Consider the following 22,499-nt stretch of genomic DNA (forward strand, 5'->3'; position numbering starts at 1 on the left):
GCGGCACGTGGTATTTGAACGTCCGGGCACCTAAATGGTAAGCCGTCGCAGCTCAACTTGTCCGAGGCGAATTTTCCGATGCAGTCCGCGCTGTCCTTTTTGTCGTTTGCCTTCATGGTGGCTGTTGCGATCGTCCTTCTCGCGGGCCTGACGGTGATGCTCCGGGGCAAAAGCTCCAACCTCAGCCAGACGTTGATGCGCTGGCGCGTGGGGCTGCAGTTCGTGGCCGTGGTGCTGCTGGTCGTCTACGCCTACGTCGCGAACATCTGGCCGGCCCCCTAGGCTCAACTGGCCGACGCCAAAAGCGGTTTGCATAGGCGGTGAAGCTCTTTAGGGTGTGCGCCGTAAGAGGGGAAGGCGCATGGTTCGGCTCAACAAGATCTATACGAAGACCGGCGACGCAGGCACGACGGGGCTCGGCACCGGCCAGCGTGTGCGCAAGGACGATCTCAGGATCATCGCCTACGGCACGGTCGACGAGACGAACGCGACGCTCGGCGTCGTGCGCCACCATCTGTCGGGCCATCCGGGCCTCGACGCCAAGATCCTGCGCATCCAGAACGACCTGTTCGACCTCGGCGCGGACCTGTGCGTGCCGGATCGCGGCGAGAAGCTCGAATACGAGCCGCTGCGCATTACCGAGGGCCAGGTGACCCGCCTCGAGGCCGAGATCGACGAGATGAACTCCGAGCTTAAGCCTCTGAAGTCCTTTATTCTTCCAGGTGGTTCTCCGGCGTCGGTCGCGTTTCATGTGGCGCGCACCGTGAGCCGCCGCGCCGAGCGCGACATGGTTGCGCTGGCGGGGGCCGAGAACGAGCCGGTCAGCGCCGCGGCGCTGAAGTATATCAATCGGCTATCGGATTACCTTTTCGTGGCTGGACGTTACGTCAATGACCGGGGCAAAAGCGACGTGCTCTGGGTGCCGGGCCAGAACCGTTAGAACGATCGTTAGAACGAGCAAGGTTTTGACGGGGGGTCACGATGTTTGTTCCGCTGCATGACGAAAATACGCTGAAGTCGATCCGGTTTCAGTTCGTTACCCTGGCGATTATCGTCATCAACATCGTCATTTACCTTCTCGAGGCGACCCGTCTCGAAGACGTCGCCATCGCGAGCTTCGCGATCATCCCGAGCGAGCTGTTCGACACCAGCCTGCTGCCGTTTCCGACCGGGCAGCCGGGGCCGGCGTTCAATGAGCGGCTGACCCTGCTGACGTACATGTTCTTCCACGGCGACGTGCTCCATCTGGCCGGAAACATGCTGTTTCTCTGGGTTTTCGGCGACAATGTCGAAGATGCGATGGGGCACGTGAAATTCCTCATCTTCTATCTGGCCTGCGGGGTTGCGGGTGGCCTTCTGCACGCCTGGATCGAGCCGACGTCCGAGGTTCCGCTGATCGGGGCCAGCGGGGCGGTGGCGGGTGTGATCGCCGCCTACCTCATGCTGCATCCCCGCGTGCGGGTGTGGGTCTTGGCGCTCAAGGCCATTCCCTTGCGCATTTCCGCGGCCTTCGCGCTCGGAATCTGGATCGCGATCCAGGTCGTCATGGTATTTTTGCCGCAGGTGGGGCCGACCGCATGGTGGGCGCACATCGGCGGGCTTCTGGCCGGCGCCTTTCTGGTGGTGTTCCTGCGCCGACCCGGCGTCCGGCTGTTTGACCGCGGGCTCGGCGCGGGCGCCTGACCGGCGGCCATCCACTGCGGTATCGGCCGGGGTGGCGAGTGCCCTTGGTTGGCCGCATTGACTTGGGGGATAACGGCTCGTAATTTCGGCTCTCGCAACTGCGAAGAGCTCGAATTGTCACACGGTTGGCATGTTGGCCCAGTGGCAGACAAGAGGGGCGAGCGACGCTGTTCGACCGCACATCGACCCTCGCGGCATAATTCGGAAACAACCAGGACACCAATGACAACAAGAAGGCAGTGCGCCGGGGAGCGTCGCGCATCATGAAGATCATCGTCGCGGTTAAGCGCGTCGTCGACTACGCGGTCAAGATCCGCGTCAAGGCGGATGGCTCGGGGATCGAGCTTGCCAACGTCAAAATGTCCATGAACCCCTTCGACGAAATTGCCGTCGAGGAAGCGGTTCGCATCAAGGAAAAAGACGCGTCGACCGAAGTGGTCGCAGTGTCGATCGGAACGGCGAAGTCGCAGGAGACGCTGCGCACGGCGCTCGCGATCGGCGCGGACCGCGCAATCCTCGTCGAGACCGACGAAGGAGCGCCGGTCGAGCCGTTGGCCGTCGCCAAGCTCCTGCGCGCCATCGTGGATGCTGAGAAGCCGGACCTCGTGGTGCTCGGCAAGCAGGCCATCGACGACGACAGCAACCAGACGGGCCAGATGCTGGCCGCACTGCTCGGCTGGCCGCAAGGCACGTTCGCCTCGAAGGTCGTGCCCGAAGCTGGCGCCGTCGCAGTGACGCGCGAAGTGGATGGCGGTCTCGAAACGCTCAAGCTCACCTTGCCGGCGATCGTGACCACGGACCTCCGGCTCAACGAGCCGCGCTATCCGTCGCTGCCGAACATCATGAAGGCAAAGAAGAAGCCGCTCGACGTGAAGAGGCCCGCCGACCTCGGCGTCGATATCGCGCCGCGCTTGAAGGTGATCAAGACGACCGAGCCGCCGGTGCGTAAGGCCGGTGTCATGGTTGCGGACGTGGCGGAGCTGGTGCGCCGTCTCAAGACTGAGGCGGGGGTGATCTAATGGCTGTGCTTCTTCTCGCAGAACACACGAATAGCGCGCTCAGCGGCGCGACCGCGAAAGCGCTCACCGCTGCAAAGGCGATCGGCGGCGATGTGCATGTGCTCGTTGCGGGCCATGGGTGCGCACCCGCGGCCGAGGCCGCAGCCAAGCTCGACGGCGTCGCCAAGGTGCTGGTTGCGGACGCGCCGCATCTCGCCAACGGCCTCGCAGAGGAAGTGGCGGCGACGGTGCTCAGTCTCGCTGGCGGCTACGATACGATCCTCGCGCCTGCGACGGCATCGGGCAAAAACGTTCTGCCGCGCGTGGCGGCCTTGCTCGACGTGATGCAGATCTCCGACATCACCAAGGTTCTGGCTCCGGATACCTTCGAGCGTCCGATTTATGCCGGCAACGCCCTCCAGACGGTTCAGTCGGGCGAAGCAAAGAAGGTCATCACCGTGCGCACGGCCGCGTTCGCGGCGCAGGGCGAAGGCGGATCGGCGGCCATCGAGAGCGTGCCTGCGGCAGCCGCCGTCGGGCGCTCGTCGTTCGTCGGGGCGGAGCTCACGAAGTCCGACCGTCCGGAGCTCACGGCTGCGAAGATCGTCATTTCCGGCGGTCGCGGCATGGGCAACGGCGAGAACTTCACGAAGTACATCGAGCCAGTGGCCACCCGCCTCGGCGCGGCGATGGGTGCGTCTCGCGCGGCAGTCGACGCCGGGTTCGTTCCGAACGATCTCCAGGTTGGCCAGACGGGCAAGGTCGTGGCGCCGGATCTCTATCTGGCGGTCGGCATTTCGGGCGCCATCCAGCATCTGGCGGGCATGAAGGACTCCAAGGTCATCGTTGCGATCAACAAGGATGCCGAGGCGCCGATCTTCCAGGTGGCGGACTACGGTCTCGTGGCCGATCTCTTCCAAGCCTTGCCTGAACTCGACGCGGAACTCGGCAAAGCCGGCCTTTAAGCCAGCCGGGCAGCGGATCAAAAAGGACATTCACCATGGATGTTGCAGTCAAGGCCGATGCCAAGGGTAAACCGGCTCCGCGGCCCGTTCCCGTCATCAAGCAGGTCGGCGTGATCGGTGCGGGACAGATGGGCAGCGGTATTGCCCATGTCATCGCGCTCGGAAAGTACGACGTGCTGCTGACCGATATCCGCAAGGAAGCCTACGACAAGGCGATTTCGGTCATCGAGAAGAACCTGAGCCGGCAGGTTGCGAAGGGTGTCGTCAAGGAAGGCGACATGAAGGACGCGCTGGCGCGCATCAAGTTCGCACCGAACCTCGATGCGCTGGGCGACAGCGACATGGTGATCGAGGCGGCGACGGAAGACGAATCCGTCAAGCGCAAGATCTTCCAGGAGCTGTGCCCCAAGCTGAAGCCTTCGGCGCTCGTCGCCACCAACACGTCGTCGCTGTCGATCACGCGTCTCGCATCGACGACGGACCGGCCCGAGCACTTCATCGGCATGCACTTCATGAACCCGGTGCCGCTGATGGAACTCGTCGAGCTGATCCGTGGCATCGCAACGGAAGACGAAGTGTTCGGCGTTGCGCGCGAGTTCGTCGAAAGCCTCGGGAAGACGACGGCGGTGTCGGAGGATTTTCCGGCCTTCATCGTCAACCGTATCCTGCTGCCGATGATCAACGAAGCCGTCTATACGCTCTATGAGGGCGTCGGCACGGTGGAAGGCATCGACAAGGCCATGCGTCTCGGCGCGCACCATCCGATGGGGCCGCTGGAGCTTGCGGATTTCATCGGTCTCGATACGTGCCTCGCGGTGATGCAGGTGCTGTACGAAGGCCTGTCGGATTCCAAGTATCGTCCGTGCCCGCTGCTCGTGAAGTACGTCGAGGCGGGTTGGCTCGGACGCAAGACCAACCGCGGTTTCTACGACTATCGCGGCGAGAAGCCGGTGCCGACGCGCTGAGCGCGGCCCTCTCATGGCGGAGACAGTCAAAGCGGCCGTCGTAACCGGTGCGGGAAGCGGCATCGGGCGCGCGGTCGCGGTTGCGCTGTTCGACGCCGGGTTCGATGTCGCGCTCGCGGGGCGACGGGCGGCAGCCTTGGACGAGACGGCGGCGCTGTGCGCGCCTCATGCAGGCCGGCGCGTTCTCACGATTCCAACGGACGTGGCGGACGAAGCGGCGGTGGCGCATCTTTTCGAGACGGCGGAGCGCGCGTTCGGGCGCGTCGACGTGCTGTTCAACAATGCCGGAGCATCCGCGCCTGCCGTGCCGATCGATCAGATCACGCCTGCCCAATGGCGCGCGGTCGTCGATGTCAATCTCACCGGTGCGTTTCTCTGTGCGCAGGCGGCGTTTCGCATCATGAAGGCGCAACGGCCGATGGGCGGGCGCATCATCAACAACGGCTCGATTTCCGCCGTCACGCCGCGTCCGTTTTCAGCGCCCTACACGGCCACCAAGCATGCGATTACCGGGCTCACGAAGTCGCTGTCGCTCGACGGGCGCGCGCACGACATCGCGTGCTCGCAGATCGACATTGGGAACGCGGAAACGGAGATGACCGAGCCGATGGCGCGTGGCGCGTTTCAGGCGGACGGGTCCGTGCGTCCCGAGCCGCGCATGGATGTGTCACACGTTGCTGAGGCCGTGGTCTACATGGCCGGTCTGCCACTCTCTGCCAACGTTCAGTTCATGACGCTGATGGCCACCAAGATGCCGTTTATCGGCCGCGGGTGAGCCTCTTCTGTCACATATCCGTATTGCGCGGGGTTAGACGCTAACCTACATCTTCGCGAGACGTTTTGCGTTCAGCAGTCCGGGGTCGGGCCTCGATGCCGTCGAATGTCGCCATTTCTTGGGTCGTGTTGCCGCTTGCTGCCATTCTCATGGCGGCGGGAGGCTGCGCGTCTGTCCAGGATTTCGCGGGCGTTCCGCGCACCGGGCATCAGAAGGACGGCACGTACATCGTCAGCGAAGAGGACGAGAAGCTTGCCTGCCGGCAGATCCACGATCGCCTGGAGATGCTGAGCCGCCAGCTCAAGATGTTGCCGCAGCAGGCGGCCATCGAGGAAAGAAGCCGGCCCATGACCGTCACGGCCGCGTTCGGGCGCATGTTCGGCGAGCCGGGAGCCGGGCTTACGGCGACGACCGAATACCAGAAGGCGTCGGCCGAGTCGGACGCGCTCAACGCGCTGCTCGTCAAGAAGAAGTGCATTCAGAACAATTAGCGCCGTTTCGGATCCGGCAGCGCCTGCGACCTTTGGTTCAGGTCTACTCGCGATCGGCGCCAAAAAACGAAAATGGCGGCCCGTTTCCGGACCGCCATTCTCCCCCTCGGCGCGGAGCGCGTGCCGAGCGAGCGGTTAGTCGCGCTCGCGCTTGATGATGGCGCCGTTGCGGATGTCGACGTCGTACACGCCGCCGTTGGCGTGGCGGGCGTTGTCGACTTCAAACTTGCGGTCGTCGCGATCAAATTCGATGCGCTGCCACGACGTGAAGCCATTGGCGCGCAGGACGCTGCCGACGCTCGAGCGTTCGGCGGCGGTTGCGGGACGGTCGTCTGCGAGCGCGGGGGCGGCGAGCGTTGCGGCGAGTGCGAGCGAGCCTGCGAGGGCGGCAATCTTCTGCATAAGTTCGTTCTCCATCTGAAAGTGAATTGGGGCGGCTGCCCGATAGACCAGCCAGCGTTCAACGGAGCCACCATGCCTTGGGACCCCTGACGGTGGCCTGATGGAGGGTGTCAGCGGATTGTCAGGCGCGCGGCTTCGACTGGCTGGAGCGCGCGGCTTGCTCTGGGCGCGGCAGGCGCACGGTGGCGGAGAGGCCGGGCTTTGCGTCCGCGAGCGACAGGGTGCCGCGCCAGGATTCGAGAACGTCGGTGACGATGGCGAGGCCGAGGCCCGCGCCCGAGCCGCTTTCGTCGAGCCGGCCGCCGCGGCGCAGGGCCTCGGTGCGTTGATCGGCCGGGATGCCGGGGCCGTCGTCGGCAATGGTCAGCACCGCGACGGCGCCGTCTTCGTTCGCCGTGATGGTGACGGTGTGCGCGGCATGGCGCGCCGCGTTCTCCACGAGATTGCCGACGGCTTCCGACAGATCGTCGCGATCGATGGCGGCCATGAGACCGCGCGGCAGCTCCACGATCCAGTCCAGGCGCTGGCCTTCCGGCATCTTCTGGACGACGCGGACGATCTGCTCGATCGAGGTGGCGATGTCGGTGACGGCTTCGCGATGCGGGCGCGCGAGCCGGACGCGCGCCAGCTCCCGCTCGACGGTACGCTGCATCGTGCGGATGACGGTCGACAAGCTTAGCGCGGCGGCGGTCTGGCCATCCTTGGCGAGGCGATCGACTTCCGTCTGCAGCACCTGCAGCGGCGTGCGCAGGCCGTGCGCGAGATCGCCGGCGCGGGTTTTGGCGCGCACGATCTCGACGTCGCGGGCTTCGATCAGGGCGTCGATCTCCTGGGCCAGCGGGCGGACCTCGTCGGGGAAGCCGGACGAGCCGAGCTGGCTTTCCTTGCCGGCGCGAACGGTGGCGAGGCGCGTGCGCACGGCATCGAGCGGGCGCAGTCCGATCGTGACCCAGGCCCATGTTGCAGCCAGCAGGAGCGCGCCGATGATGGCGAGCAGCGGCGTCAGGTCGAGCGCGAATTCGCGCGTCGCCTTCGAGATCTCCGCTGCGTCGATGGCGGTGGCGATGCGCGCCGTGCCGCCGCCCACGCGCGCGGGAAGCTCGACGCGGCGCTGTAGGAGATAGAGCTGCGTGTTGCCGGGTCCGGGTATGCGGTGATGATGGATGGCGTCATCGACGGTGGCTTCGGGAGGAAGCGCCAGATCCGTATCCCAGAGCGAGCGCGAGCGAAGCACGGTGCCGTTCTGCTCGTGGATGATCTGCCAATAGAGACCGGAGAGCGGCACGTCGAAGCGTGGATCGGCGGGTGGGGCGGCGAGCCGAAGCTGGCCCGAGGCGGTGCGTTCGAGGTGGGCGGTGATCTGGTTCAGGTGCACGCTGAGCTCGGCGTCGATGCGCCGCCCCGCGTGGCGTTCGAACAGGATCGTCAGGCCGTACGCGGCGAGCGTGAGCGCGACAAGCGTGGATGCTGCGCCGGCCAGCAACAGCCGCAACCGGAGCGATCCGAAGCTCATTCGGTACCGTCCGACAGCACGTAGCCGAAACCGCGGCGCGTCTGGATAACGTCGGCGCCGAGTTTCCTGCGCAGGCGCGTCACCACGGCTTCGAGGGCGTTGGCGTCGCGAGCGTCGTCGTCGCCGTAGAGGTGCTCGATCAGCTCGCTCGGCGAGACGACGCGACCCTTGTGGTGCATGAGATAGGCGACGAGGCGATATTCGAGCGGGGAAACGGCGATGTTGGCGCCGTTGATCAGCACCTTCATCTGGCGCGTGTCGATGGTGACGGGCCCTGCCTCCATGACCGGCGATCCGTGTCCGGCCGAGCGGCGGATGAGGGCGCGGACGCGGGCCATCAGCTCTTCGACCTGGAAGGGCTTGGCGAGATAGTCGTCGGCGCCGGCATCGATGCCTTCGACGCGTTCCGGCCAGGCACCGCGCGCGGTGAGAATCAGCACGGGCATCTGGCGCCCGGCCGTGCGCCAGCGCTTCAGCATCGTGAGGCCGTCGAGCTTCGGTAGTCCGAGGTCGAGGATGACGAGGTCGAAGTCTTCGGTGTCGCCCATGAACCACGCATCCTCGCCGTCGGAGGAGACGCGGCACTGATAGCCGGAGGCGCTGAGCGCGGAGGAAATGCCCGCAGCGATGGCGGGTTCGTCTTCGACGACGAGGATGCGCATCAGTCGTCATCCTCGATGGACAGGATGGCTCCGGTGGCGGCATCGACATCGACTTCGAGCAACTTGCCGCGGGCGTCGATGACGTCGAATTCGTACACGAGGCGGCCGCCGTCCTCGACCTCAAGCTCGACGGCGAGGATTTTTCCGGGAAGCTTCGGCTTGACCATCTCGGTGATCTCGGAGAGCGAGCGGATGCGCCCATCGAGAAGCGCCTTGCGCGCGATCTCCTGGTCGCGCGCGTCGTCTCCGGCGCGAACGGGCGCGGTGTAGCCCGCGAGAACGAGCGCCGCGGCGAGGGCCAAGGTCCGCGCGAGGGGCGCGCGCAAGAGGGGCGTCCGCAAGTGGGGCAATGTTGTCCAAGTTATCATCGCTTAGTGGTGCACTTTTCTGGCTGACACGACGCTGACGGCGGGCATCAGCGGGAGATCAGGGCGGGTCCCGCATAACGGGGCATCGGCGGGTGCTTGGTGCTCCCGCTCCCTCTTTATAAACGGAGACGATATCATGACGAAGCTTTTGGCCGCATCCGCCCTTGCCCTGTCCATCGCGCTTTCTGCAGCCGCTGTTCCGGCTCTGGCGGGCGACGACGACTATGTGGGCGGCCCGAACGTGCCGCGCGACCAGTGGATGACGACCTCGGCCGCTGTCCAGAAGATCGAAGCCCAGGGCTACAAGGTGCACGAGATCGAGGCCGATGACGGCGTGTTCGAGTTCGAGGCGACCAACTCCTCGGGCGCGCGCATCGAGGGGCATGCCCATCCGGCTACGGGTGAAATTCTGAACACCCGCCCCGATAACGACTAACACCGCTCCGGCTGCGTTCGTAGCCGGGTCCACGACACGCGGGAGCCGCGGTGCCTGATGCAGGTGCCGCGGCTTTCTGTTGCGCGGCGCTCTGCTCAGGTGCCGTGGCGTTTGCGCGTTGCTGCGGCTTTTCTTGCGGATGCGGATCTCGCGGCGGCGGGGCGTGCCGCCGCGGCGCGGCCGCCTGCTTTTCCACCCTTGTGTGCGGCGGGATGGCCCGTCGTCTTGCCGCGTCCCGATCCGCCCGGTTTCTTGCCGCCGCCGTCATCCTTGTTGACCGTGGCCCATGCGCGCCGCTCGGCTTCCATGGTGCCGACGCCCTTCTTCTCGTAGCCCTCGGCAATGTGGTCCGCCTTGCGTTCCTGCTTGGCGGTGTACTTTCGTTTATCTCCCTGCGGCATGTGAGCCTCCTTGTGCACGATGCGTGATCAACAGCGCGCTCTTGGATGAGTTCCCTCGTGCCTCCGAATGCTCGAGCCCGGGTGCGTCGCTTCGCTCGTACGATAGTCGAGAGTGCGAGTTTGACCTTGCTCTCGCTGCGTCGCGCGGCAATGGTACGTGCAGAGCGTATCGCATGCCATGGCGTGGCCTCGCGGCGCTCGACCTCAGCATCGAACAAAGGACGGACGGATGACCGAGACCTTTCGCGTGCTCATTGCGGACCCCATTCACGACGACGGTCGCAAGCTTCTCGAGCAGTGCGGTGATCTGTCGGTCGACGTCGCGCTGGGGCTGGACGAAGCCGCTCTCGTTGCACGAATTCCCCAGTATGACGCGCTGATCGTGCGCTCGAAGACGCGTGTGACGGCGCCTGTGATCGCGGCCGGAACCGCGCTCAAGGTGGTCGGGCGCGCCGGCATCGGCGTGGACAACATCGACGTGCCGGCCGCGACGGAGCGCGGCATCGTGGTGTTCAACACGCCGGACGCGAACGCGACGACGACGGCGGAGCTGACGATCGCGCACCTGTTGTCGCTCAGCCGCCATCTACCGCAGGCCGATCGCTCCGTGCGGAGCGGCGCGTGGACGCCGACGAAGTTCGTCGGCGCGGAACTCGCCGGAAAGACGGTCGGCATCATCGGATTCGGCACCATCGGCCGGCTCGTCGCGCAGCGGTGCGCGGGCCTCAAGATGCGCGTGCTCGCGTTCGACCCCTTTGTGCAGCCGGACATCATGGCGCAGTCGGCGGCCGAGCCGCACGATCTCGACGCGCTGCTGGCGGCGTCCGACTACGTGACGCTGCATTGCCCGATGATCGACAAGACTCGCAATCTGATCGACGCCAATCGCATTGCGCTGATGAAGCCCGGCGCGCGGCTGATCAACTGCGCGCGTGGCGGGCTCGTGGACGAAGCCGCACTCGCGGACGCGCTGACGCGGGGGCATCTGGCCGGCGCGGCGCTTGATGTGTTCGTGCAGGAGCCGCCGAAGGAGTCGCCGTTTTTCGCGCTCGACAACGTCGTGCTGACGCCGCACCTCGGCGCCTCGACCGAGGAGGCCCAGCAGGCGGTGAGCGTGCGCATCGCCGAAGACATCGCGCGGTTCCTGAAATCCGGGGCGGCGGAAACGGCCGTCAACCTGCCGCGGATTTCAAGCGAACAGTTCGGCCGCACGCGGCCCTACCAGGAGCTTGCTCATGCGCTCGGCCGTCTTGTCGGCGCGTTGAGCGACGGGCCGATCAGCGAACTTGTGGTGCGCCTGTTCGGCGCGGTGGCCGACCTCGATGCGCGGCCGATCACGGCGGAGGCTCTCGTCGGCGTGCTGGATAAGCGTCTCGCCGGGCCGGTCAACAGGGTCAATGCGGCGCATCTGGCCAAAGCCCAGGGTATCGCGTTTCGCGAATCGCGCTCGGAGCAGTCGCGCGACTATGTCTCGCTTATCGAGGTCAGCGCCGTGTCGAACGGCGTGACGACGACGGTCGCGGGAACGCTGCTCGGCGGGCGGTCGCCGCGCCTCGTGCGCATCGACTCCTTCGATGTCGAAACTGTGCCGCGGGGCCATTTCCTGTTCACGAGGCATTCCGACCAGCCCGGCGTCGTCGGCGCGCTCGGCAACATCCTGGCGGCGGAAGACCTCAACATCTCGCGCATGCATGTCGGCATCGACGGCAACGGCGGGGGTGAGGCGGCGATCGCGCTGATCAGCATTTCGTCGCCGATCTCCGACAAGGGGCTTGCGGCGGTGCGCGCGCTTCCGGCCGTCGACACGGTCGTGACATTTGAACTATGACGGACGAGCGGACGCGCGGGCTGTCCGCGCGGCGCACCTCATCTGCGCGGCGCATTGCCCGGCCCATGCCTGAAACGCGATTGAACGGTTCAATACGATGACATCCAAGCCCGCCCTCAGGCCGTCGAACCCGCAGTTTTCGTCGGGACCGTGCACCAAGCGTCCCGGCTGGTCGACGGCGGCGCTCGACGGCGCGTTTCTCGGCCGGTCGCATCGCTCTAAGGAGGGGCGTGCGCGCCTCAAGCGCGCGATTTCGAAGACGCGCGCCTTGCTCGCGCTGCCCGACGACTTTCACGTCGGCATCATGGCGGGATCGGACACGGGTGCGTTCGAAGCGGCGATGTGGTCGCTGTTGGGCGCGCGCGGCGTCGACGTGCTGGCGTGGGAGAGTTTCGGCAAGGGCTGGGTGACGGACATCGTCAAGCAATTGCGCCTCACGGACGTGCGCGTGCTCGAAGCCGACTACGGGGCGCTGCCGGATCTTTCGGCCGTCGATTTCTCACGCGACGTCGTGTTCACATGGAACGGGACGACTTCGGGCGTGCGCGTGCCGGATGGATCGTGGATCCCGGATGCCCGCGAGGGCCTGACGCTGATCGATGCGACGAGCGCGATCTTCGCGCAGCCGATCGACTGGACGAAGGCCGATGTCGTCACGTACTCGTGGCAGAAGGTGCTCGGCGGCGAAGGCGCACACGGAATGCTGATCCTGAGCCCGCGGGCGGTGGCGCGGCTTGAGGCCCATGTTCCGGCCTGGCCGATGCCGAAGCTGTTTCGCCTGACGAAAGCGGGCAAGCTCGACGCAACCATTTTTCAAGGCGACACCATCAACACGCCCTCCATGCTGTGCGTGGAGGACTATCTCGACGCGCTGTCGTGGGCCGAAAGCGTGGGCGGGCTCGCGGGTCTGATGGCGCGCGCGGACCGCAACGCGCAGGTGCTGTTCGACTGGATCGCGCGCACGGGCTGGGTCGAGAACCTGGCGCAGGATGCCGCGACGCGCTCGAACACGTCGGTCTGTCTTCGCATCGTCGATCCGGCGGTTCTCGCGTTGCCCGACGCGGCTCAAGCCGCGTTCGCAAAAGAGATCGCGCAGAAGCTCGAAGGCGAAGGCGTGGCGCTCGATATCGGCTCGTATCGCGATGCGCCGGCGGGTCTGCGCATCTGGACGGGCGCGACGGTCGAGAGCGCCGATCTCGAGGCGCTGACGCCCTGGCTCGACTGGGCCTTCGCCGAAGCCAAGGCCGGGCTCGGGGCATAGACCCGGGGCGCGTAACACAGACTTCGCTGTCCGTTTTTCCGATCGCCTATCGGCTGAGCGGTACGAGAACCTGTGTCCTCTGGCGGACGCAGGACAATAGCGGTCCGATGTTTGTTTTACTCTCGCAACCCAATGAAATTGCGGAACATTTTGTAGTGCCTCATAAAGGTTGTGCCAAGCGCGCTGGCAGCCTCTTCAAACTCACAAACTCCTCACTCTCACGTGCCCCCATTCCAGAAAAAACGTCGGAGGACTTTCGAATGATGAAGCCTGCCTGCACCGCACTCGTCGCAACCCTGATGGCCGCTGCGGCGGTTCCCGCTGAAGCCGGTGGCCGCGGCGGTCACGGTGGCCACCGTGGTCCCAGCATCAATCTCGGCGCAATCGTCAACACGGCTGCGAAAATCAACGTGCTCAACGTCGTCAAGGCCCGCGTCGGCCTGGGCCTCGGACTCGGCCTGGGCATCGGCGGGCGCTGATCGTCCGTTCGTCCTTTCGGGGCGGCGCGCCCTCCTTGCGTCGCCCCGGCTATCGTTATCGCGTGACCGCGTAAGACATGCCGATCATCGCGGTGAGTGCGTCGGTCTCCACGAAGCCGAACGAGCTTTCGTAAGCGAGATACGAGAGGCGCGCGTTCAACGACATCGTCTTGTCGAGCGGCAGGTCGCCGGAGATCGCGAACTCCGTCTTGTCGTCGGATCGCCCGAGTGCGAGCAGGCCGAGGCCGTCATAGGTGCGCCACGAGCGGGAGGCCGCGAAGGTCAGCGTGCCCTGCGGCAGCGTCACCGTGATCCCGCCCAGCATGACCCGTTCGTAGGCCGAGCTTGCGATCAGGAAGTCGGTCTCCTCGAAGCCGTATCGCGCGGCCCCGAACACCTTCCATTCGTCCGATAGCTTCGCCTCGCCTTCGATCTGGTAGCCGTGCTTCCAGGCTTCGTCGAACAGCGGTTCGCGGTAGAGGCGCAGAAACGGCGTATAGACGGCGCGGAAACTCGCGTGCTCGCCGGCATAGGCAAGACCGATCAGGGGGAACAGGCTCACGCTGTCGCGCGCGACCCCAAAATCATCGGTGGGTTCGAGGTAGGTTTTGACGTCGACGCCCGCGCCGGCCTCTACCGTGATCTGCTCGGTGAGCGTGCGGCGAAGGCCGGCCAGCACGCGCGACGCGATGCGGTCGCGGTCGTCCTGGTTCTGGAAGGGACCCGCGGGGCCGGGCAGATCGCGATACTGCAGGAGGGCCGCTTCGGCGCGGATGTAAGGCTTCGTGTCGCCCGCCGTCACGGCGTGCTCGAACACCAGGCTGGTTTCCGTGAGCCGTTCCTCCACGTCGCTGCCGCTCGATACGGTGAGCGCGAGGGACGATTGCGCGCCGCCCCAGTCGTGGATCAGCGCCGCGGCGGCGGTGCCGCTCAGCTCGTCGGCCTCGCTGAAGCTCATGTACCGGCTGTTGGCGAGATTGACGCTCACGTCCACGCGGCCCGCGGCCGTCTTGAAGATCTGCGCGTAGCCGATGGTGGTTTCCAGGATACCGCTGGGTTCGGCGAGCAGCGTCGGCCCGGCGTTGGTCGTGGCGCCCACGCTGGTGCCGAACACGAGCGCGACGGTGGCGCCGTCCTCGCTGATGCGGCCCTTGAGGGACGGCTTCGACGGCGGAAGGTTGCTGCCGCCGACGCGATCGGCGGCCGCGTGCGGCGTCCATCCGAACACCACCGCGACGGCGGCCATGGTGCAGGGCGCGATCCGCCTGCTTCCGGCATGCGTCCGCCTCATCGGCAAACTCCTATAACCTGCAAAGAACTACATGATTTTATCGAACTATTTCATAGTATTAGCATGCCTTCAGCGCGCCTAAGAGTTGGTAAAGGCGGCCGGCGGATCGGGGCATGCGGGCTGTTTTTTCGCGGCCCTGCGGAGGCCTCGCGGGCGCTTAAACCTTTGCGCTTTGGCGGTGCGCTCGGTATCACGGGGCCCGCGCCAGCGATCGCTGAGCGTCATCAATTTCAAAGCCTGAAAGCCGAGCCTCTCCATGGCCCTCAGTCCCACGCCACGTCCGGGTGTTCTCGATATCGACGCTTACGTTCCGGGTGCCAGCCAGGTGCCGGGCGGTCTCAAGCCGATCAAGCTCTCCTCGAACGAGACGCCGCTGGGGCCGAGCCCGCAGGCGATGGACGCGTTTACGGCGGCGGGCGCCAAGGGGCTCGAACGCTATCCGGACGGCGAGGCGGTCGCGTTGCGCGAGGCTATCGGCCGCCGGTTCGGGCTTGCGCCGGAGCGGATCGTTTGCGGGGCGGGGTCCGACGAACTCATCAGCCTGATCGCGCACGCCTATCTCGGCCCCGGTGACGAAGGGCTGTTCACCGAGCACGGGTTTCTGCTCTATCGCATCGTCGTGCTGGCGGCGGGCGCGACACCCGTCGTGGCGCCCGAAATCAACCTCAAGGCCGATGTTGATGCCCTTCTGGCCAAGGTGACGCCGCGCACGAAGGTCGTTTTCCTCGCCAACCCGAACAACCCGACCGGTACCTATCTCGGCATCGACGAAGTGCGCCGGTTGCGCGCGGCTCTGCCGGGCAATGTTCTGCTCGTGCTCGACGCGGCCTACGCGGAATACGTGCGCCGCAACGACTACGAAGCCGGGCTCGAACTCGTCGCCACCACCGACAACACGGTGATGACGCGCACGTTCTCGAAGATCTTCGGGCTTGCGGGCCTGCGCATCGGCTGGGCGTACTGCCCGCCCGCGGTCGCGAACGCACTCAACCGCATTCGTGGTCCGTTCAACCTTTCGTCGCCTGCCATCGCGGCGGGCGCGGCGGCCATGGCGGACTGGGCGCACATCGAAGCCGCCATGCGCCACAACGACGAGTGGCTGCCGTGGGTGACGGCCGAGATCGAGAAGCTCGGGCTCACAGTTACGCCGAGCGTGGCGAACTTCGTGCTCATCCATTTCCCGACCGAGCCCGGAAAGGATGCCGCGGCCTGCGACGCGTTCCTCAAGGAACGCGCGATCATTCTGCGCCGCGTTGCGGGCTATGGCCTGCCGGGGGCGCTGCGGCTCACCATCGGATCCGAGGCTGACAACCGCAAGGTGATCGACGCGCTCGCCGCGTTCGTGGGGGCGCGCTCATGAGCGGCAAGATGTTCGACAGGATTGCGCTGATCGGCATCGGCCTGATCGGCTCGTCCATCAGCCATGCCGCGCGGCGCGCGGGCCTTGCGGGCAGCATCGTCGGTTCGGCGCGTACGCCCGCGACCGTCGAGACGGCCATGCGCCTCGGCATCATCGAGCAGGGTTTCGTGTCAGCGGCCGAAGCGGTGGAAGGGGCGGATCTCGTCATCCTCTGCACGCCGGTGGGTCTCTGCGGGCCGATCGCCAAAGAGATCTCCCGCAGCCTCAAGCCCGGCGCGATCCTGACCGATGTCGGCTCGGTCAAGGCGTCGATCGTGCGAGATGTGTCTCCGCATGTCCCCAAGGGCGTGCATTTCGTGGCCGGTCATCCGATCGCGGGGACCGAGCAGTCGGGCCCCGAAGCGGGGTTCGCCGAGCTGTTCGATGGCCGCTGGTGCATCCTGACGCCCGAGCCCGACACGGACGGCAAGGCTGTCGAGAAGCTGCGGAGCTTCTGGGAGGCGCTGGGCTCCAAGGTCGACGTGATGACGCCCGAACACCACGATCTGGTGCTCGCCATCACCAGCCACGTTCCGCATTTGATCGCCTACAACATCGTCAACACCGCCGCGCATCTCGAGAAGGTGACGGACAGCGAAGTCATCAAGTTCTCGGCCGGTGGGTTCCGCGATTTCACGCGCATCGCCGCCTCCGATCCGACGATGTGGCGCGACGTGTTCCTGAATAACAAGGACGCCGTGCTCGACATGCTCGGCCGATTCTCCGAAGACCTGTCGACGCTGCAGCGCGCGATCCGGTTCGGCGACGGCGACACGCTGCACAAGCTGTTCACCGACGCGCGCGCCATCCGCCGTGAGGTCATCCAGGCGGGGCAGGATACGTCGAGCGCCGATTTCGGGCGCGGCGCGGTGCGCGGGATTGCGGAGCCGGAGCGAAAGAAGCCCGGCGCCTGAGCGAGAAGGAGCGGCAGGATGACCCTGAGGCCGGCCGAAACCTGGGTGTTCGGTTATGGGTCTCTGATGTGGAACCCCGGCTTTGCCTATGCCGAGGCCCGCCCTGCGACGCTGCGCGGCTTTCATCGCGCGTTCTGCATCTACTCGGTTCATTATCGCGGCACGGCGCGCCAGCCTGGGCTGGTGCTCGGGCTCGACCGCGGGGGTGTGTGCCACGGCCTTGCCTTCCGGCTCGCGCCCGAGATGCATGCCGAGACGCTGGCCTATCTGCGGCGGCGCGAATTGATCTACGGGGTCTACCGGGAGGCGTTTGTGCCGGTAGAGCTTGCGCGCGATCATCCTGGCGCTCCGCTGCGAAGCGTGTTCGCGCTCGCCTACATCGCGGAACGCGCCCATCCGGCCTATGCCGGCGCGCTGGCGTTGGCGCGCGAGGCGACGCTGATCCGCCGCTCGGCAGGGCGCAGTGGGACCAATCTCGACTATCTCCTGAGCACGCGCCGGCATTTGCAAAGTCTCGGCATCCAGGACGCGCGGATGGACCGCCTCGTGGCGTTGACGGGTGCGCTGGCGGGACGCGCGGCTGCGCAGGGGGGGGCGGCCCGCAGCACCGTGGGGCAGACGCGGGCGTGGGCCGCGCGGCCGACCCGCGTGCCCCTGACCGTGCAGGACAATCGCTTCGGGTACCGCGCCAAGTGCGTGCACGCGCAAGCGCGGGCGAGACAGAGACCAACGAACGAGGAGTGACGCCATGAACGCGGTTGTTACGGTTTTTATCGGTGCGGGCATCGGCGGCGTGCTGCGTCACTGGCTCAACGCGGCGGTCACGGCGTGGCTTGGCGCGGCGTTTCCGTACGGCATCCTCACCATCAACGTTCTCGGCTCGACGGTGATGGGGCTGGTGGCGGCGTGGTTCATCTCGTCGGGCGATGCGGATCCGTCGATGCGTCTGTTCCTGGCGACCGGCATCCTCGGCGGGTTCACGACCTTTTCGGCGTTCTCGCTGGATACGGTGGCGCTGATCGAGCGCGGCGAAGTCGGAGCGGCCGCAATCTACGTGGTGGCCAGCGTCGGGCTGTCGGTGCTCGGCCTGGCTGCCGGAATGTGGGCGATGCGCGCGTGGCTCGCTTAGGGCTGCACCGGGGACCAGAGAGGACCAAAAAAAAATCGCGCCGGCTCGGGGGGGAGCGGCGCGACGTGTGTGTCGTGGTCGGGACGCCAGCGGCGTCCGGCTGGGTCGCGTTAGTGGCGCGTGGCCGTGATGCGGTCGTCCGACACGCCGTCGATCTTGCCCGCGCGCAGATCGAGCTCGATCATGCGGCGCTGCTGGGCAGACGTGCCGAGAAGATGAACATGGACCTCGTTGGCGCCGAGGCGCGCGGCGCGCTGGCGGATCTGGGCGAGGTTGAGCGAGCCTGCGGCATGCGTGGCGTGGCCGATGGCGAGCACCGTGCGGCGGCCGGACTTCTCGCGGTGGACGAGAAGGAAGTTCGCCGCGGGAAACTCGGGGCAGTCGATCAGGTCGTAGACGGTGTGCACGTAGCGCTGTCCGGATGCGCCGCTCCAGAAGTGGAAGCGATCGGTCAGCTCCGAGGTGGTATCCAGGACTGCGAGCTCGGGGTTCAGGGCCGAGCGGCGGGCTCTATAGTCTGCGAGTTGAATGACACGCGCTCCCATGACCAAAATCCTTTGCCGTTTACGCGGCGCTCGACGCTACATACGAACCACTGAACTCCACCCAGAGTGCTGAGAGTTTTCAGCCGAAATGTGGCTCCATCTCAGTCATTTCTGGGCATTTGCGACTGACCCGACCTTAGCAATGGCAAGCCAAGACCGGCTGTTCCCTGGGGAACGTGTGCGGAAAGTCATGGCCTTAACCATCGGCATCTTTGCTCACCTGCCCCACGAGCCTCAGGCGGATTTCCGGCGCTTGCCCCGGAAATGTCATGATCTCGCGCCGGATTTCCTGGGCCCGCTCCAGCAGGCCGCGCCGGCTAGTCGCAGCGTGAGAAGCCGCAGGCGCGGCATGTCCAACAGCCGCTTTCCTTGACGAAAGATTGCGCCGCGCAGCGCGGACAGCTACGGCCGCCGTGGACGCCGGGGCCGCTTGCACCACCGGACACACCCGGCGCGCCGCCGTCGCCGAAGGAGGCGATCGGGACCGCAGCCGGAGCCTCCTGCGCGTCATCCGGCGTCATGAAGCCGATGCGGCGCATGTGGGTTTCGATCACCTCGCCGATGGCGGCGAGCAGGCTCGGGACATACTTTCCGCCGATCCAGCGGCCGCCCTGGGGATCGAAGACCGCTTTCAGCTCATGGGCGACGAACGACACATCGCCGCCGCGGCGGAAGACGGCGCTGATCATGCGCGTGAGCGCGACGGTCCAGGCGTAGTGTTCGAGGTTGCGCGTGTTGATGAAGATTTCAAACGGGCGCCTGCGACCGCCGACGTCCATATCGTTGAGCGTGACGTAAATGGCGTGGTCGCTCTCGGGCCATTTGATCTTGTAGGTGTAGCCCGCGAGGACGGGATCGCGCTCCAGAGGCTGCGTCATGTAGACGATGTCGCCGTGGCGTGCGGCGGGTGCGGGCATCACCGGCATGGCGTGTGGTGCCGCCATCTCCGCGTTGCGCGCGTCGTCCGTTTCGACCTGCTCGATGACGGGCGCTGCGATCGGGGCAAGGATTGCGCCCGTGACGTCATTCGGCCGGTAGGCAGTGCAGCCCTTGAGGCCGAGGTCGAAGGCTTCGAGATAGATCGTCTCGAAGGCCTCGAACGAAATATCGGCCGGGCAATTGATCGTCTTCGAGATCGAACTGTCGACATGGCGCTGGAGCGCCGCCTGCATGACGAGGTGCTCGTGCGGGGTGAGGTCGGCGGCGGATACGAACTCGCGACCGAGCGGGGCGTCCGCGCCGCGGGCGCGGCGGAAGCGTGCATGGGCCAAGTCCTCGACTTCCTCGACGTGCGGCGCACCATCCTTGCCGAGGACGCGGCGCGTGTAGCGAAAGTCGAACACCGGCTCGACGCCCGACGACACGTTGCCCGAAAAGAGCGAGATGGTGCCAGTCGGTGCGATCGAGGTCAGGCAGCCGTTGCGGATGCCATGGCGGGCGATCGCGGCGCGCACGTCATCCGGCAGGCGCGCGACATTGGGCGAGCCGAGGAAGCGCTTCTTGTCATAGAGCGGAAACGCGCCCTTCTCGGCGGCCAGCTCGGCGCTGGCGAGATAGGCCGCGCGCTCGATGATCGCCATCCAGGATTGCGCCAGCGCTTGTGCCTCCGGGCTGCCGTAGCGCACGCTGTGGGCGATCAGCGCATCCGCGAGCCCCGTCACGCCGAGGCCGATGCGGCGCTTGGATTTGGCTTCATGACGCTGCTCGGGCAGCGGATAGCCCGAGATGCCGATGATGTTGTCGAGAAAGCGGACGGCTGTCGCCACGCGCTGCTCGAGCGCGGCGGTGGAGATGGCTGCTGCGGCGCTGAACGGCTGCGTGACAAGCTCGGCAAGATTGATCGAGCCCAGCAGGCACGCGCCATAGGGCGGCAACGGCTGCTCGCCGCACGGGTTCGTGGCGCGGATCTCCTCGCAGTAGGCGAGATTGTTGCGGGCGTTGACGCGGTCGATGAAAATCACGCCGGGCTCGGCATAATCATAGGCGGCGCGCATCAGGCGGCGCCAGAGATCGCGGGCGCGCACGGTGCGGACGACCGCGCCGTCGAAGACGAGATCCCACGGCCCGTCGGCGCGCACGGCGGCGATGAACGCATCGGTGACGAGCACCGAGAGATTGAAATTGCGCAGGCGCGCCGGGTCCGACTTGGCGTCGATGAAGGCTTCGATGTCGGGATGGTCGCAGGCGAGCGTGCCCATCATCGCGCCGCGTCGCTGACCGGCCGACATGATGGTGCGGCACATCGAATCCCAGACGTCCATGAAGCTGACAGGGCCGGACGCGTCCGCCCCGATGCTTTTCACGAGCGCGCCGCGCGGGCGTAGCGTCGAGAAATCATGGCCGATGCCGCCGCCCTGCTGCATCGTGAGGGCGGCTTCCTTGACGTTCTCGAAGATGGCGCCGAGGTCGTCCTCGATGCGGCCCATGACGAAGCAGTTGAAGAGGGTCACGGCGCGGCCGGTGCCGGCGCCCGCGAGGATGCGGCCGGCGGGCAGAAAGCCGAAGTCAGACAGGCTGTCGTAGAATGTCTCATTCCACTTGGCGCGGGCGCGCTTGCCCTTTTCGGCAGATGCCGCAGCCTTCGCGACACGCCGAAAGGTATCGGCCAGCGTTTTGTCGCCGGCATTTTCGCCTGAGGCGTCGCCCTCGAAGCGGTATTTCAGCCGCCAGATTTCTTCCGAAATCGGGGCCAGGAATTCGGGAGTGTCGTTCATCCGCGCCTCACCTCTACCCAGCAAATATAGGGTCGAGGCGGCGTTGCGTCAATCAAATGTTCTTTTTATGTTCTTATTTGTTCTTTTCCGTGCCACCTTAGCGCGTATGAGGAAGGAGAGATGACGTGCTGACCCTGAGTTTCGAGGCCAAAATCATCCATTGGAAAGGTCCGCCTCCCTTCTTTTTCGCGCCGGTGCCCGCGCCGCAGAGCGCGGAGATCCGGGGCATAGCCAAGTTCGCCACCTATGGTTGGCGTGATCCCCGTGGAGGCTGAGATCGGCGGCATTCGGTTCCGAACGTCGCTGTTTCCGAAAGACGATGCGTACCTGCTGCCGGTGAAAGTCGACGTCCGACGCCGCGCCGGGATCACAGAGGGCGATACGGTTTCAGTGTCGATGACGGTGCGGCCGGGTGGGACATGAGCTCGCCGGAGTCTCGGCTCATCTTCGGCCTTCAGCGACCAGCCGGTTCGCGGCTTCTTCAAGCCGGGCTTCGAGGATTTTGCGGAACTCTTTGCGCGGCAGGCCGGGCGGGATCGGGTCGAGGAATTCGACGACGATGGTGCCGGGGTAGCGCATCAGCGTGCGTCGCGGCCAGAAGAGGCCGGAGTTGAGCGCCAGCGGCACGCAGGGAAGCTCCAGCGCCTCATAGAGCGCGACGTAGCCGGGCTTGTAGTCGGGGGGCGCGCCGGGGGCCTGGCGCGTGCCTTCCGGGAAGATCACGATCTCGCGGCCATCTTGCGCCCGAGACTGCGCGTCGGTCGTCATCTGCTTCAGGGCCTTCGCGGCCTTGTCGCGCTTGACGAGGATGTGCTCGAACTTGACGCAGAACCAGCCGTAGAACGGGATCCACTTCAGCTCGTCCTTGAGGACGATCGCCGGATCGCGGAACAACGGGATGAGCCCGAACGTGTCCCACGCGCTCTGATGCTTCGAGACGACGAGGCAGGCGCCTGCGGGAAGCTTTTCGTGGCCGCGCACTTCGAGTTTGGTGCCCGCGATGGTGCGCAACAGCCAGACACAGATGATGCCGTGCAGCTTGAGGCCGGCCATGGCCCAGCTTCGCGGCGCGATCAGCAGCCACGAGCCGAACACGAGCATCAGCGCCGTCGTAACGTAGAAGGCGAGGGCGAACAGCAGAGAGCGGAGGAGAAGCATCGGCGAGGATCAGTCGGTGAGAGTTGGCCAATCGGCGACGATGGCTGGGAAACGGCTTGCGCCGGCAGGGCTGCCTTCAAGAACCCGAACAGCGTTGCCTTGGGTTTCGCCCCGAGAGACGG

The 22,499-nt window shown here is 65.9% G+C and carries 27 protein-coding genes; 18 read left to right on the forward strand and 9 right to left on the reverse strand.

What is annotated here, in order from left to right; genetic code table 11:
- Positions 1 to 57: 57 nt before the first annotated feature.
- The 8 genes from K2Y42_RS13880 to K2Y42_RS13915 all read left to right on the forward strand — a co-directional run bounded on the left by K2Y42_RS13880 (position 58) and on the right by K2Y42_RS13915 (position 5,877).
- Positions 58 to 282 carry a twin transmembrane helix small protein gene (locus K2Y42_RS13880; protein ID WP_366512399.1) on the forward strand — a complete coding sequence of 75 codons (225 nt, stop codon included), beginning with the start codon at positions 58 to 60 and terminating at the stop codon, positions 280 to 282.
- A 79-nt stretch (positions 283 to 361) separates the two neighbouring features.
- Positions 362 to 940 (forward strand): cob(I)yrinic acid a,c-diamide adenosyltransferase, encoded by a 579-nt coding sequence (locus tag K2Y42_RS13885; RefSeq protein WP_291153521.1) that lies wholly within the window; start codon positions 362 to 364, stop codon positions 938 to 940.
- Between the two features lie 41 nt (positions 941 to 981).
- Positions 982 to 1,683, forward strand: coding sequence for a rhomboid family intramembrane serine protease (locus K2Y42_RS13890; RefSeq protein WP_291153524.1), 702 nt, complete (start codon positions 982 to 984; stop codon positions 1,681 to 1,683).
- 263 nt (positions 1,684 to 1,946) lie between these two features.
- On the forward strand, positions 1,947 to 2,702 hold the full coding sequence (locus K2Y42_RS13895; RefSeq protein WP_291153527.1) for an electron transfer flavoprotein subunit beta/FixA family protein: 756 nt from the start codon (positions 1,947 to 1,949) through the stop codon (positions 2,700 to 2,702).
- Complete coding sequence (locus tag K2Y42_RS13900) at positions 2,702 to 3,646, forward strand: FAD-binding protein (RefSeq protein WP_291153530.1); 945 nt, start codon at positions 2,702 to 2,704, stop codon at positions 3,644 to 3,646. The genes K2Y42_RS13895 and K2Y42_RS13900 overlap by 1 nt, the downstream gene beginning before the upstream one ends.
- A 35-nt stretch (positions 3,647 to 3,681) precedes the next feature.
- A complete protein-coding gene (locus tag K2Y42_RS13905) occupies positions 3,682 to 4,611 on the forward strand; it encodes a 3-hydroxybutyryl-CoA dehydrogenase (protein WP_291153533.1) in 930 nt (309 codons plus the stop codon).
- A 13-nt stretch (positions 4,612 to 4,624) separates the two neighbouring features.
- On the forward strand, positions 4,625 to 5,386 hold the full coding sequence (locus K2Y42_RS13910) for an SDR family oxidoreductase (RefSeq protein WP_291153536.1): 762 nt from the start codon (positions 4,625 to 4,627) through the stop codon (positions 5,384 to 5,386).
- Between the two features lie 95 nt (positions 5,387 to 5,481).
- Complete coding sequence (locus K2Y42_RS13915; protein WP_291153539.1) at positions 5,482 to 5,877, forward strand: hypothetical protein; 396 nt, start codon at positions 5,482 to 5,484, stop codon at positions 5,875 to 5,877.
- Between the two features lie 135 nt (positions 5,878 to 6,012).
- Here the strand turns inward: K2Y42_RS13915 and K2Y42_RS13920 are convergent, their stop codons facing one another.
- The 4 genes from K2Y42_RS13920 to K2Y42_RS13935 all read right to left on the reverse strand — a co-directional run bounded on the left by K2Y42_RS13920 (position 6,013) and on the right by K2Y42_RS13935 (position 8,780).
- Complete coding sequence (locus K2Y42_RS13920; RefSeq protein ID WP_291153541.1) at positions 6,013 to 6,279, reverse strand: PepSY domain-containing protein; 267 nt, start codon at positions 6,277 to 6,279, stop codon at positions 6,013 to 6,015.
- A 121-nt stretch (positions 6,280 to 6,400) separates the two neighbouring features.
- On the reverse strand, positions 6,401 to 7,792 hold the full coding sequence (locus K2Y42_RS13925) for a HAMP domain-containing sensor histidine kinase (RefSeq protein ID WP_291153543.1): 1,392 nt from the start codon (positions 7,790 to 7,792) through the stop codon (positions 6,401 to 6,403).
- Positions 7,789 to 8,454: a response regulator transcription factor gene (locus tag K2Y42_RS13930; RefSeq protein WP_291153545.1), complete on the reverse strand. Its 666-nt coding sequence runs from the start codon at positions 8,452 to 8,454 to the stop codon at positions 7,789 to 7,791. The genes K2Y42_RS13925 and K2Y42_RS13930 overlap by 4 nt, the downstream gene beginning before the upstream one ends.
- Entirely contained in the window at positions 8,454 to 8,780 is a 327-nt protein-coding gene (locus K2Y42_RS13935; protein ID WP_291153547.1) for a PepSY domain-containing protein, read from the reverse strand. The genes K2Y42_RS13930 and K2Y42_RS13935 overlap by 1 nt, the downstream gene beginning before the upstream one ends.
- Positions 8,781 to 8,958: 178 nt before the next feature.
- Here K2Y42_RS13935 and K2Y42_RS13940 point away from each other — a divergent pair, with 178 nt between their 5' ends.
- Entirely contained in the window at positions 8,959 to 9,258 is a 300-nt protein-coding gene (locus tag K2Y42_RS13940; RefSeq protein WP_291153549.1) for a PepSY domain-containing protein, read from the forward strand.
- Positions 9,259 to 9,353: 95 nt separating this feature from the next.
- On the opposite strand, the gene K2Y42_RS13945 is transcribed toward K2Y42_RS13940, so the two are convergent.
- Entirely contained in the window at positions 9,354 to 9,659 is a 306-nt protein-coding gene (locus K2Y42_RS13945; RefSeq protein WP_291153551.1) for a plasmid stabilization protein, read from the reverse strand.
- A gap of 229 nt (positions 9,660 to 9,888) precedes the next feature.
- On the opposite strand from K2Y42_RS13945, the gene serA reads away from it, so the two are divergent.
- From serA to K2Y42_RS13960, 3 genes are all read left to right on the forward strand, one after another.
- Positions 9,889 to 11,487, forward strand: coding sequence for a phosphoglycerate dehydrogenase (gene serA / locus K2Y42_RS13950; protein ID WP_291153553.1), 1,599 nt, complete (start codon positions 9,889 to 9,891; stop codon positions 11,485 to 11,487).
- Between the two features lie 97 nt (positions 11,488 to 11,584).
- Entirely contained in the window at positions 11,585 to 12,748 is a 1,164-nt protein-coding gene (locus K2Y42_RS13955) for a phosphoserine transaminase (RefSeq protein ID WP_291153555.1), read from the forward strand.
- A gap of 260 nt (positions 12,749 to 13,008) precedes the next feature.
- Positions 13,009 to 13,227: a hypothetical protein gene (locus K2Y42_RS13960; RefSeq protein WP_291153557.1), complete on the forward strand. Its 219-nt coding sequence runs from the start codon at positions 13,009 to 13,011 to the stop codon at positions 13,225 to 13,227.
- A 55-nt stretch (positions 13,228 to 13,282) separates the two neighbouring features.
- Here the strand turns inward: K2Y42_RS13960 and K2Y42_RS13965 are convergent, their stop codons facing one another.
- Complete coding sequence (locus K2Y42_RS13965; RefSeq protein ID WP_291153559.1) at positions 13,283 to 14,518, reverse strand: hypothetical protein; 1,236 nt, start codon at positions 14,516 to 14,518, stop codon at positions 13,283 to 13,285.
- 256 nt (positions 14,519 to 14,774) lie between these two features.
- On the opposite strand from K2Y42_RS13965, the gene hisC reads away from it, so the two are divergent.
- From hisC to crcB, 4 genes are read left to right on the forward strand one after another with little or no spacing between them, the layout of a single operon-like run.
- The gene (gene hisC, locus K2Y42_RS13970; protein WP_291153561.1) at positions 14,775 to 15,878 is read left to right on the forward strand and encodes a histidinol-phosphate transaminase; all 1,104 of its coding nucleotides are present in this window, start codon (positions 14,775 to 14,777) and stop codon (positions 15,876 to 15,878) included.
- A complete protein-coding gene (locus tag K2Y42_RS13975; protein WP_291153562.1) occupies positions 15,875 to 16,831 on the forward strand; it encodes a prephenate/arogenate dehydrogenase family protein in 957 nt (318 codons plus the stop codon). The genes hisC and K2Y42_RS13975 overlap by 4 nt, the downstream gene beginning before the upstream one ends.
- An 18-nt stretch (positions 16,832 to 16,849) precedes the next feature.
- Positions 16,850 to 17,575 carry a gamma-glutamylcyclotransferase gene (locus K2Y42_RS13980; protein ID WP_291153564.1) on the forward strand — a complete coding sequence of 242 codons (726 nt, stop codon included), beginning with the start codon at positions 16,850 to 16,852 and terminating at the stop codon, positions 17,573 to 17,575.
- Positions 17,576 to 17,579: 4 nt separating this feature from the next.
- The gene (gene crcB / locus K2Y42_RS13985) at positions 17,580 to 17,960 is read left to right on the forward strand and encodes a fluoride efflux transporter CrcB (protein WP_291153566.1); all 381 of its coding nucleotides are present in this window, start codon (positions 17,580 to 17,582) and stop codon (positions 17,958 to 17,960) included.
- 110 nt (positions 17,961 to 18,070) lie between these two features.
- On the opposite strand, the gene K2Y42_RS13990 is transcribed toward crcB, so the two are convergent.
- Positions 18,071 to 18,505: a hypothetical protein gene (locus K2Y42_RS13990; RefSeq protein WP_291153568.1), complete on the reverse strand. Its 435-nt coding sequence runs from the start codon at positions 18,503 to 18,505 to the stop codon at positions 18,071 to 18,073.
- Positions 18,506 to 18,822: 317 nt separating this feature from the next.
- A complete protein-coding gene (locus K2Y42_RS13995) occupies positions 18,823 to 21,219 on the reverse strand; it encodes an adenosylcobalamin-dependent ribonucleoside-diphosphate reductase (protein ID WP_291153571.1) in 2,397 nt (798 codons plus the stop codon).
- 125 nt (positions 21,220 to 21,344) lie between these two features.
- On the opposite strand from K2Y42_RS13995, the gene K2Y42_RS14000 reads away from it, so the two are divergent.
- Together K2Y42_RS14000 and K2Y42_RS14005 are read left to right on the forward strand one after the other, a co-directional pair.
- Positions 21,345 to 21,494: a hypothetical protein gene (locus tag K2Y42_RS14000; protein WP_291154069.1), complete on the forward strand. Its 150-nt coding sequence runs from the start codon at positions 21,345 to 21,347 to the stop codon at positions 21,492 to 21,494.
- Entirely contained in the window at positions 21,466 to 21,642 is a 177-nt protein-coding gene (locus K2Y42_RS14005) for a DUF1905 domain-containing protein (protein ID WP_291153573.1), read from the forward strand. Before K2Y42_RS14000 ends, K2Y42_RS14005 begins: the two co-directional genes overlap by 29 nt.
- 18 nt (positions 21,643 to 21,660) lie before the next feature.
- Here K2Y42_RS14005 and K2Y42_RS14010 read toward each other — a convergent pair whose 3' ends face one another.
- The gene (locus tag K2Y42_RS14010) at positions 21,661 to 22,377 is read right to left on the reverse strand and encodes a lysophospholipid acyltransferase family protein (RefSeq protein WP_291153575.1); all 717 of its coding nucleotides are present in this window, start codon (positions 22,375 to 22,377) and stop codon (positions 21,661 to 21,663) included.
- Between the last annotated feature and the right edge of the window lie 122 nt (positions 22,378 to 22,499).

Origin of the sequence: Hyphomicrobium sp. (genome assembly GCF_019744875.1) — a bacterium.
GTDB lineage: Bacteria > Pseudomonadota > Alphaproteobacteria > Rhizobiales > Hyphomicrobiaceae > Hyphomicrobium_C.

Bases quoted from the DNA above. Each gene is read 5' to 3' on its own strand.
- K2Y42_RS13965 (WP_291153559.1), bottom strand. From the start codon at position 14,518: ATGAGGCGGACGCATGCCGGAAGCAGGCGGATCGCGCCCTGCACCATG.
- K2Y42_RS13930 (WP_291153545.1), bottom strand. From the start codon at position 8,454: ATGCGCATCCTCGTCGTCGAAGACGAACCCGCCATCGCTGCGGGCATT.
- K2Y42_RS13995 (WP_291153571.1), bottom strand. From the start codon at position 21,219: ATGAACGACACTCCCGAATTCCTGGCCCCGATTTCGGAAGAAATCTGG.
- crcB (WP_291153566.1), top strand. From the start codon at position 17,580: ATGAACGCGGTTGTTACGGTTTTTATCGGTGCGGGCATCGGCGGCGTG.
- K2Y42_RS13945 (WP_291153551.1), bottom strand. From the start codon at position 9,659: ATGCCGCAGGGAGATAAACGAAAGTACACCGCCAAGCAGGAACGCAAG.
- K2Y42_RS13955 (WP_291153555.1), top strand. From the start codon at position 11,585: ATGACATCCAAGCCCGCCCTCAGGCCGTCGAACCCGCAGTTTTCGTCG.
- K2Y42_RS13925 (WP_291153543.1), bottom strand. From the start codon at position 7,792: ATGAGCTTCGGATCGCTCCGGTTGCGGCTGTTGCTGGCCGGCGCAGCA.
- K2Y42_RS13910 (WP_291153536.1), top strand. From the start codon at position 4,625: ATGGCGGAGACAGTCAAAGCGGCCGTCGTAACCGGTGCGGGAAGCGGC.
- K2Y42_RS13920 (WP_291153541.1), bottom strand. From the start codon at position 6,279: ATGCAGAAGATTGCCGCCCTCGCAGGCTCGCTCGCACTCGCCGCAACG.
- K2Y42_RS13890 (WP_291153524.1), top strand. From the start codon at position 982: ATGTTTGTTCCGCTGCATGACGAAAATACGCTGAAGTCGATCCGGTTT.
- K2Y42_RS13975 (WP_291153562.1), top strand. From the start codon at position 15,875: ATGAGCGGCAAGATGTTCGACAGGATTGCGCTGATCGGCATCGGCCTG.
- K2Y42_RS13885 (WP_291153521.1), top strand. From the start codon at position 362: ATGGTTCGGCTCAACAAGATCTATACGAAGACCGGCGACGCAGGCACG.
- hisC (WP_291153561.1), top strand. From the start codon at position 14,775: ATGGCCCTCAGTCCCACGCCACGTCCGGGTGTTCTCGATATCGACGCT.
- K2Y42_RS13990 (WP_291153568.1), bottom strand. From the start codon at position 18,505: ATGGGAGCGCGTGTCATTCAACTCGCAGACTATAGAGCCCGCCGCTCG.
- K2Y42_RS13900 (WP_291153530.1), top strand. From the start codon at position 2,702: ATGGCTGTGCTTCTTCTCGCAGAACACACGAATAGCGCGCTCAGCGGC.
- K2Y42_RS13895 (WP_291153527.1), top strand. From the start codon at position 1,947: ATGAAGATCATCGTCGCGGTTAAGCGCGTCGTCGACTACGCGGTCAAG.
- K2Y42_RS14010 (WP_291153575.1), bottom strand. From the start codon at position 22,377: ATGCTTCTCCTCCGCTCTCTGCTGTTCGCCCTCGCCTTCTACGTTACG.
- K2Y42_RS14005 (WP_291153573.1), top strand. From the start codon at position 21,466: ATGGTTGGCGTGATCCCCGTGGAGGCTGAGATCGGCGGCATTCGGTTC.
- serA (WP_291153553.1), top strand. From the start codon at position 9,889: ATGACCGAGACCTTTCGCGTGCTCATTGCGGACCCCATTCACGACGAC.
- K2Y42_RS13980 (WP_291153564.1), top strand. From the start codon at position 16,850: ATGACCCTGAGGCCGGCCGAAACCTGGGTGTTCGGTTATGGGTCTCTG.
- K2Y42_RS13960 (WP_291153557.1), top strand. From the start codon at position 13,009: ATGATGAAGCCTGCCTGCACCGCACTCGTCGCAACCCTGATGGCCGCT.
- K2Y42_RS13905 (WP_291153533.1), top strand. From the start codon at position 3,682: ATGGATGTTGCAGTCAAGGCCGATGCCAAGGGTAAACCGGCTCCGCGG.
- K2Y42_RS13940 (WP_291153549.1), top strand. From the start codon at position 8,959: ATGACGAAGCTTTTGGCCGCATCCGCCCTTGCCCTGTCCATCGCGCTT.
- K2Y42_RS13915 (WP_291153539.1), top strand. From the start codon at position 5,482: ATGCCGTCGAATGTCGCCATTTCTTGGGTCGTGTTGCCGCTTGCTGCC.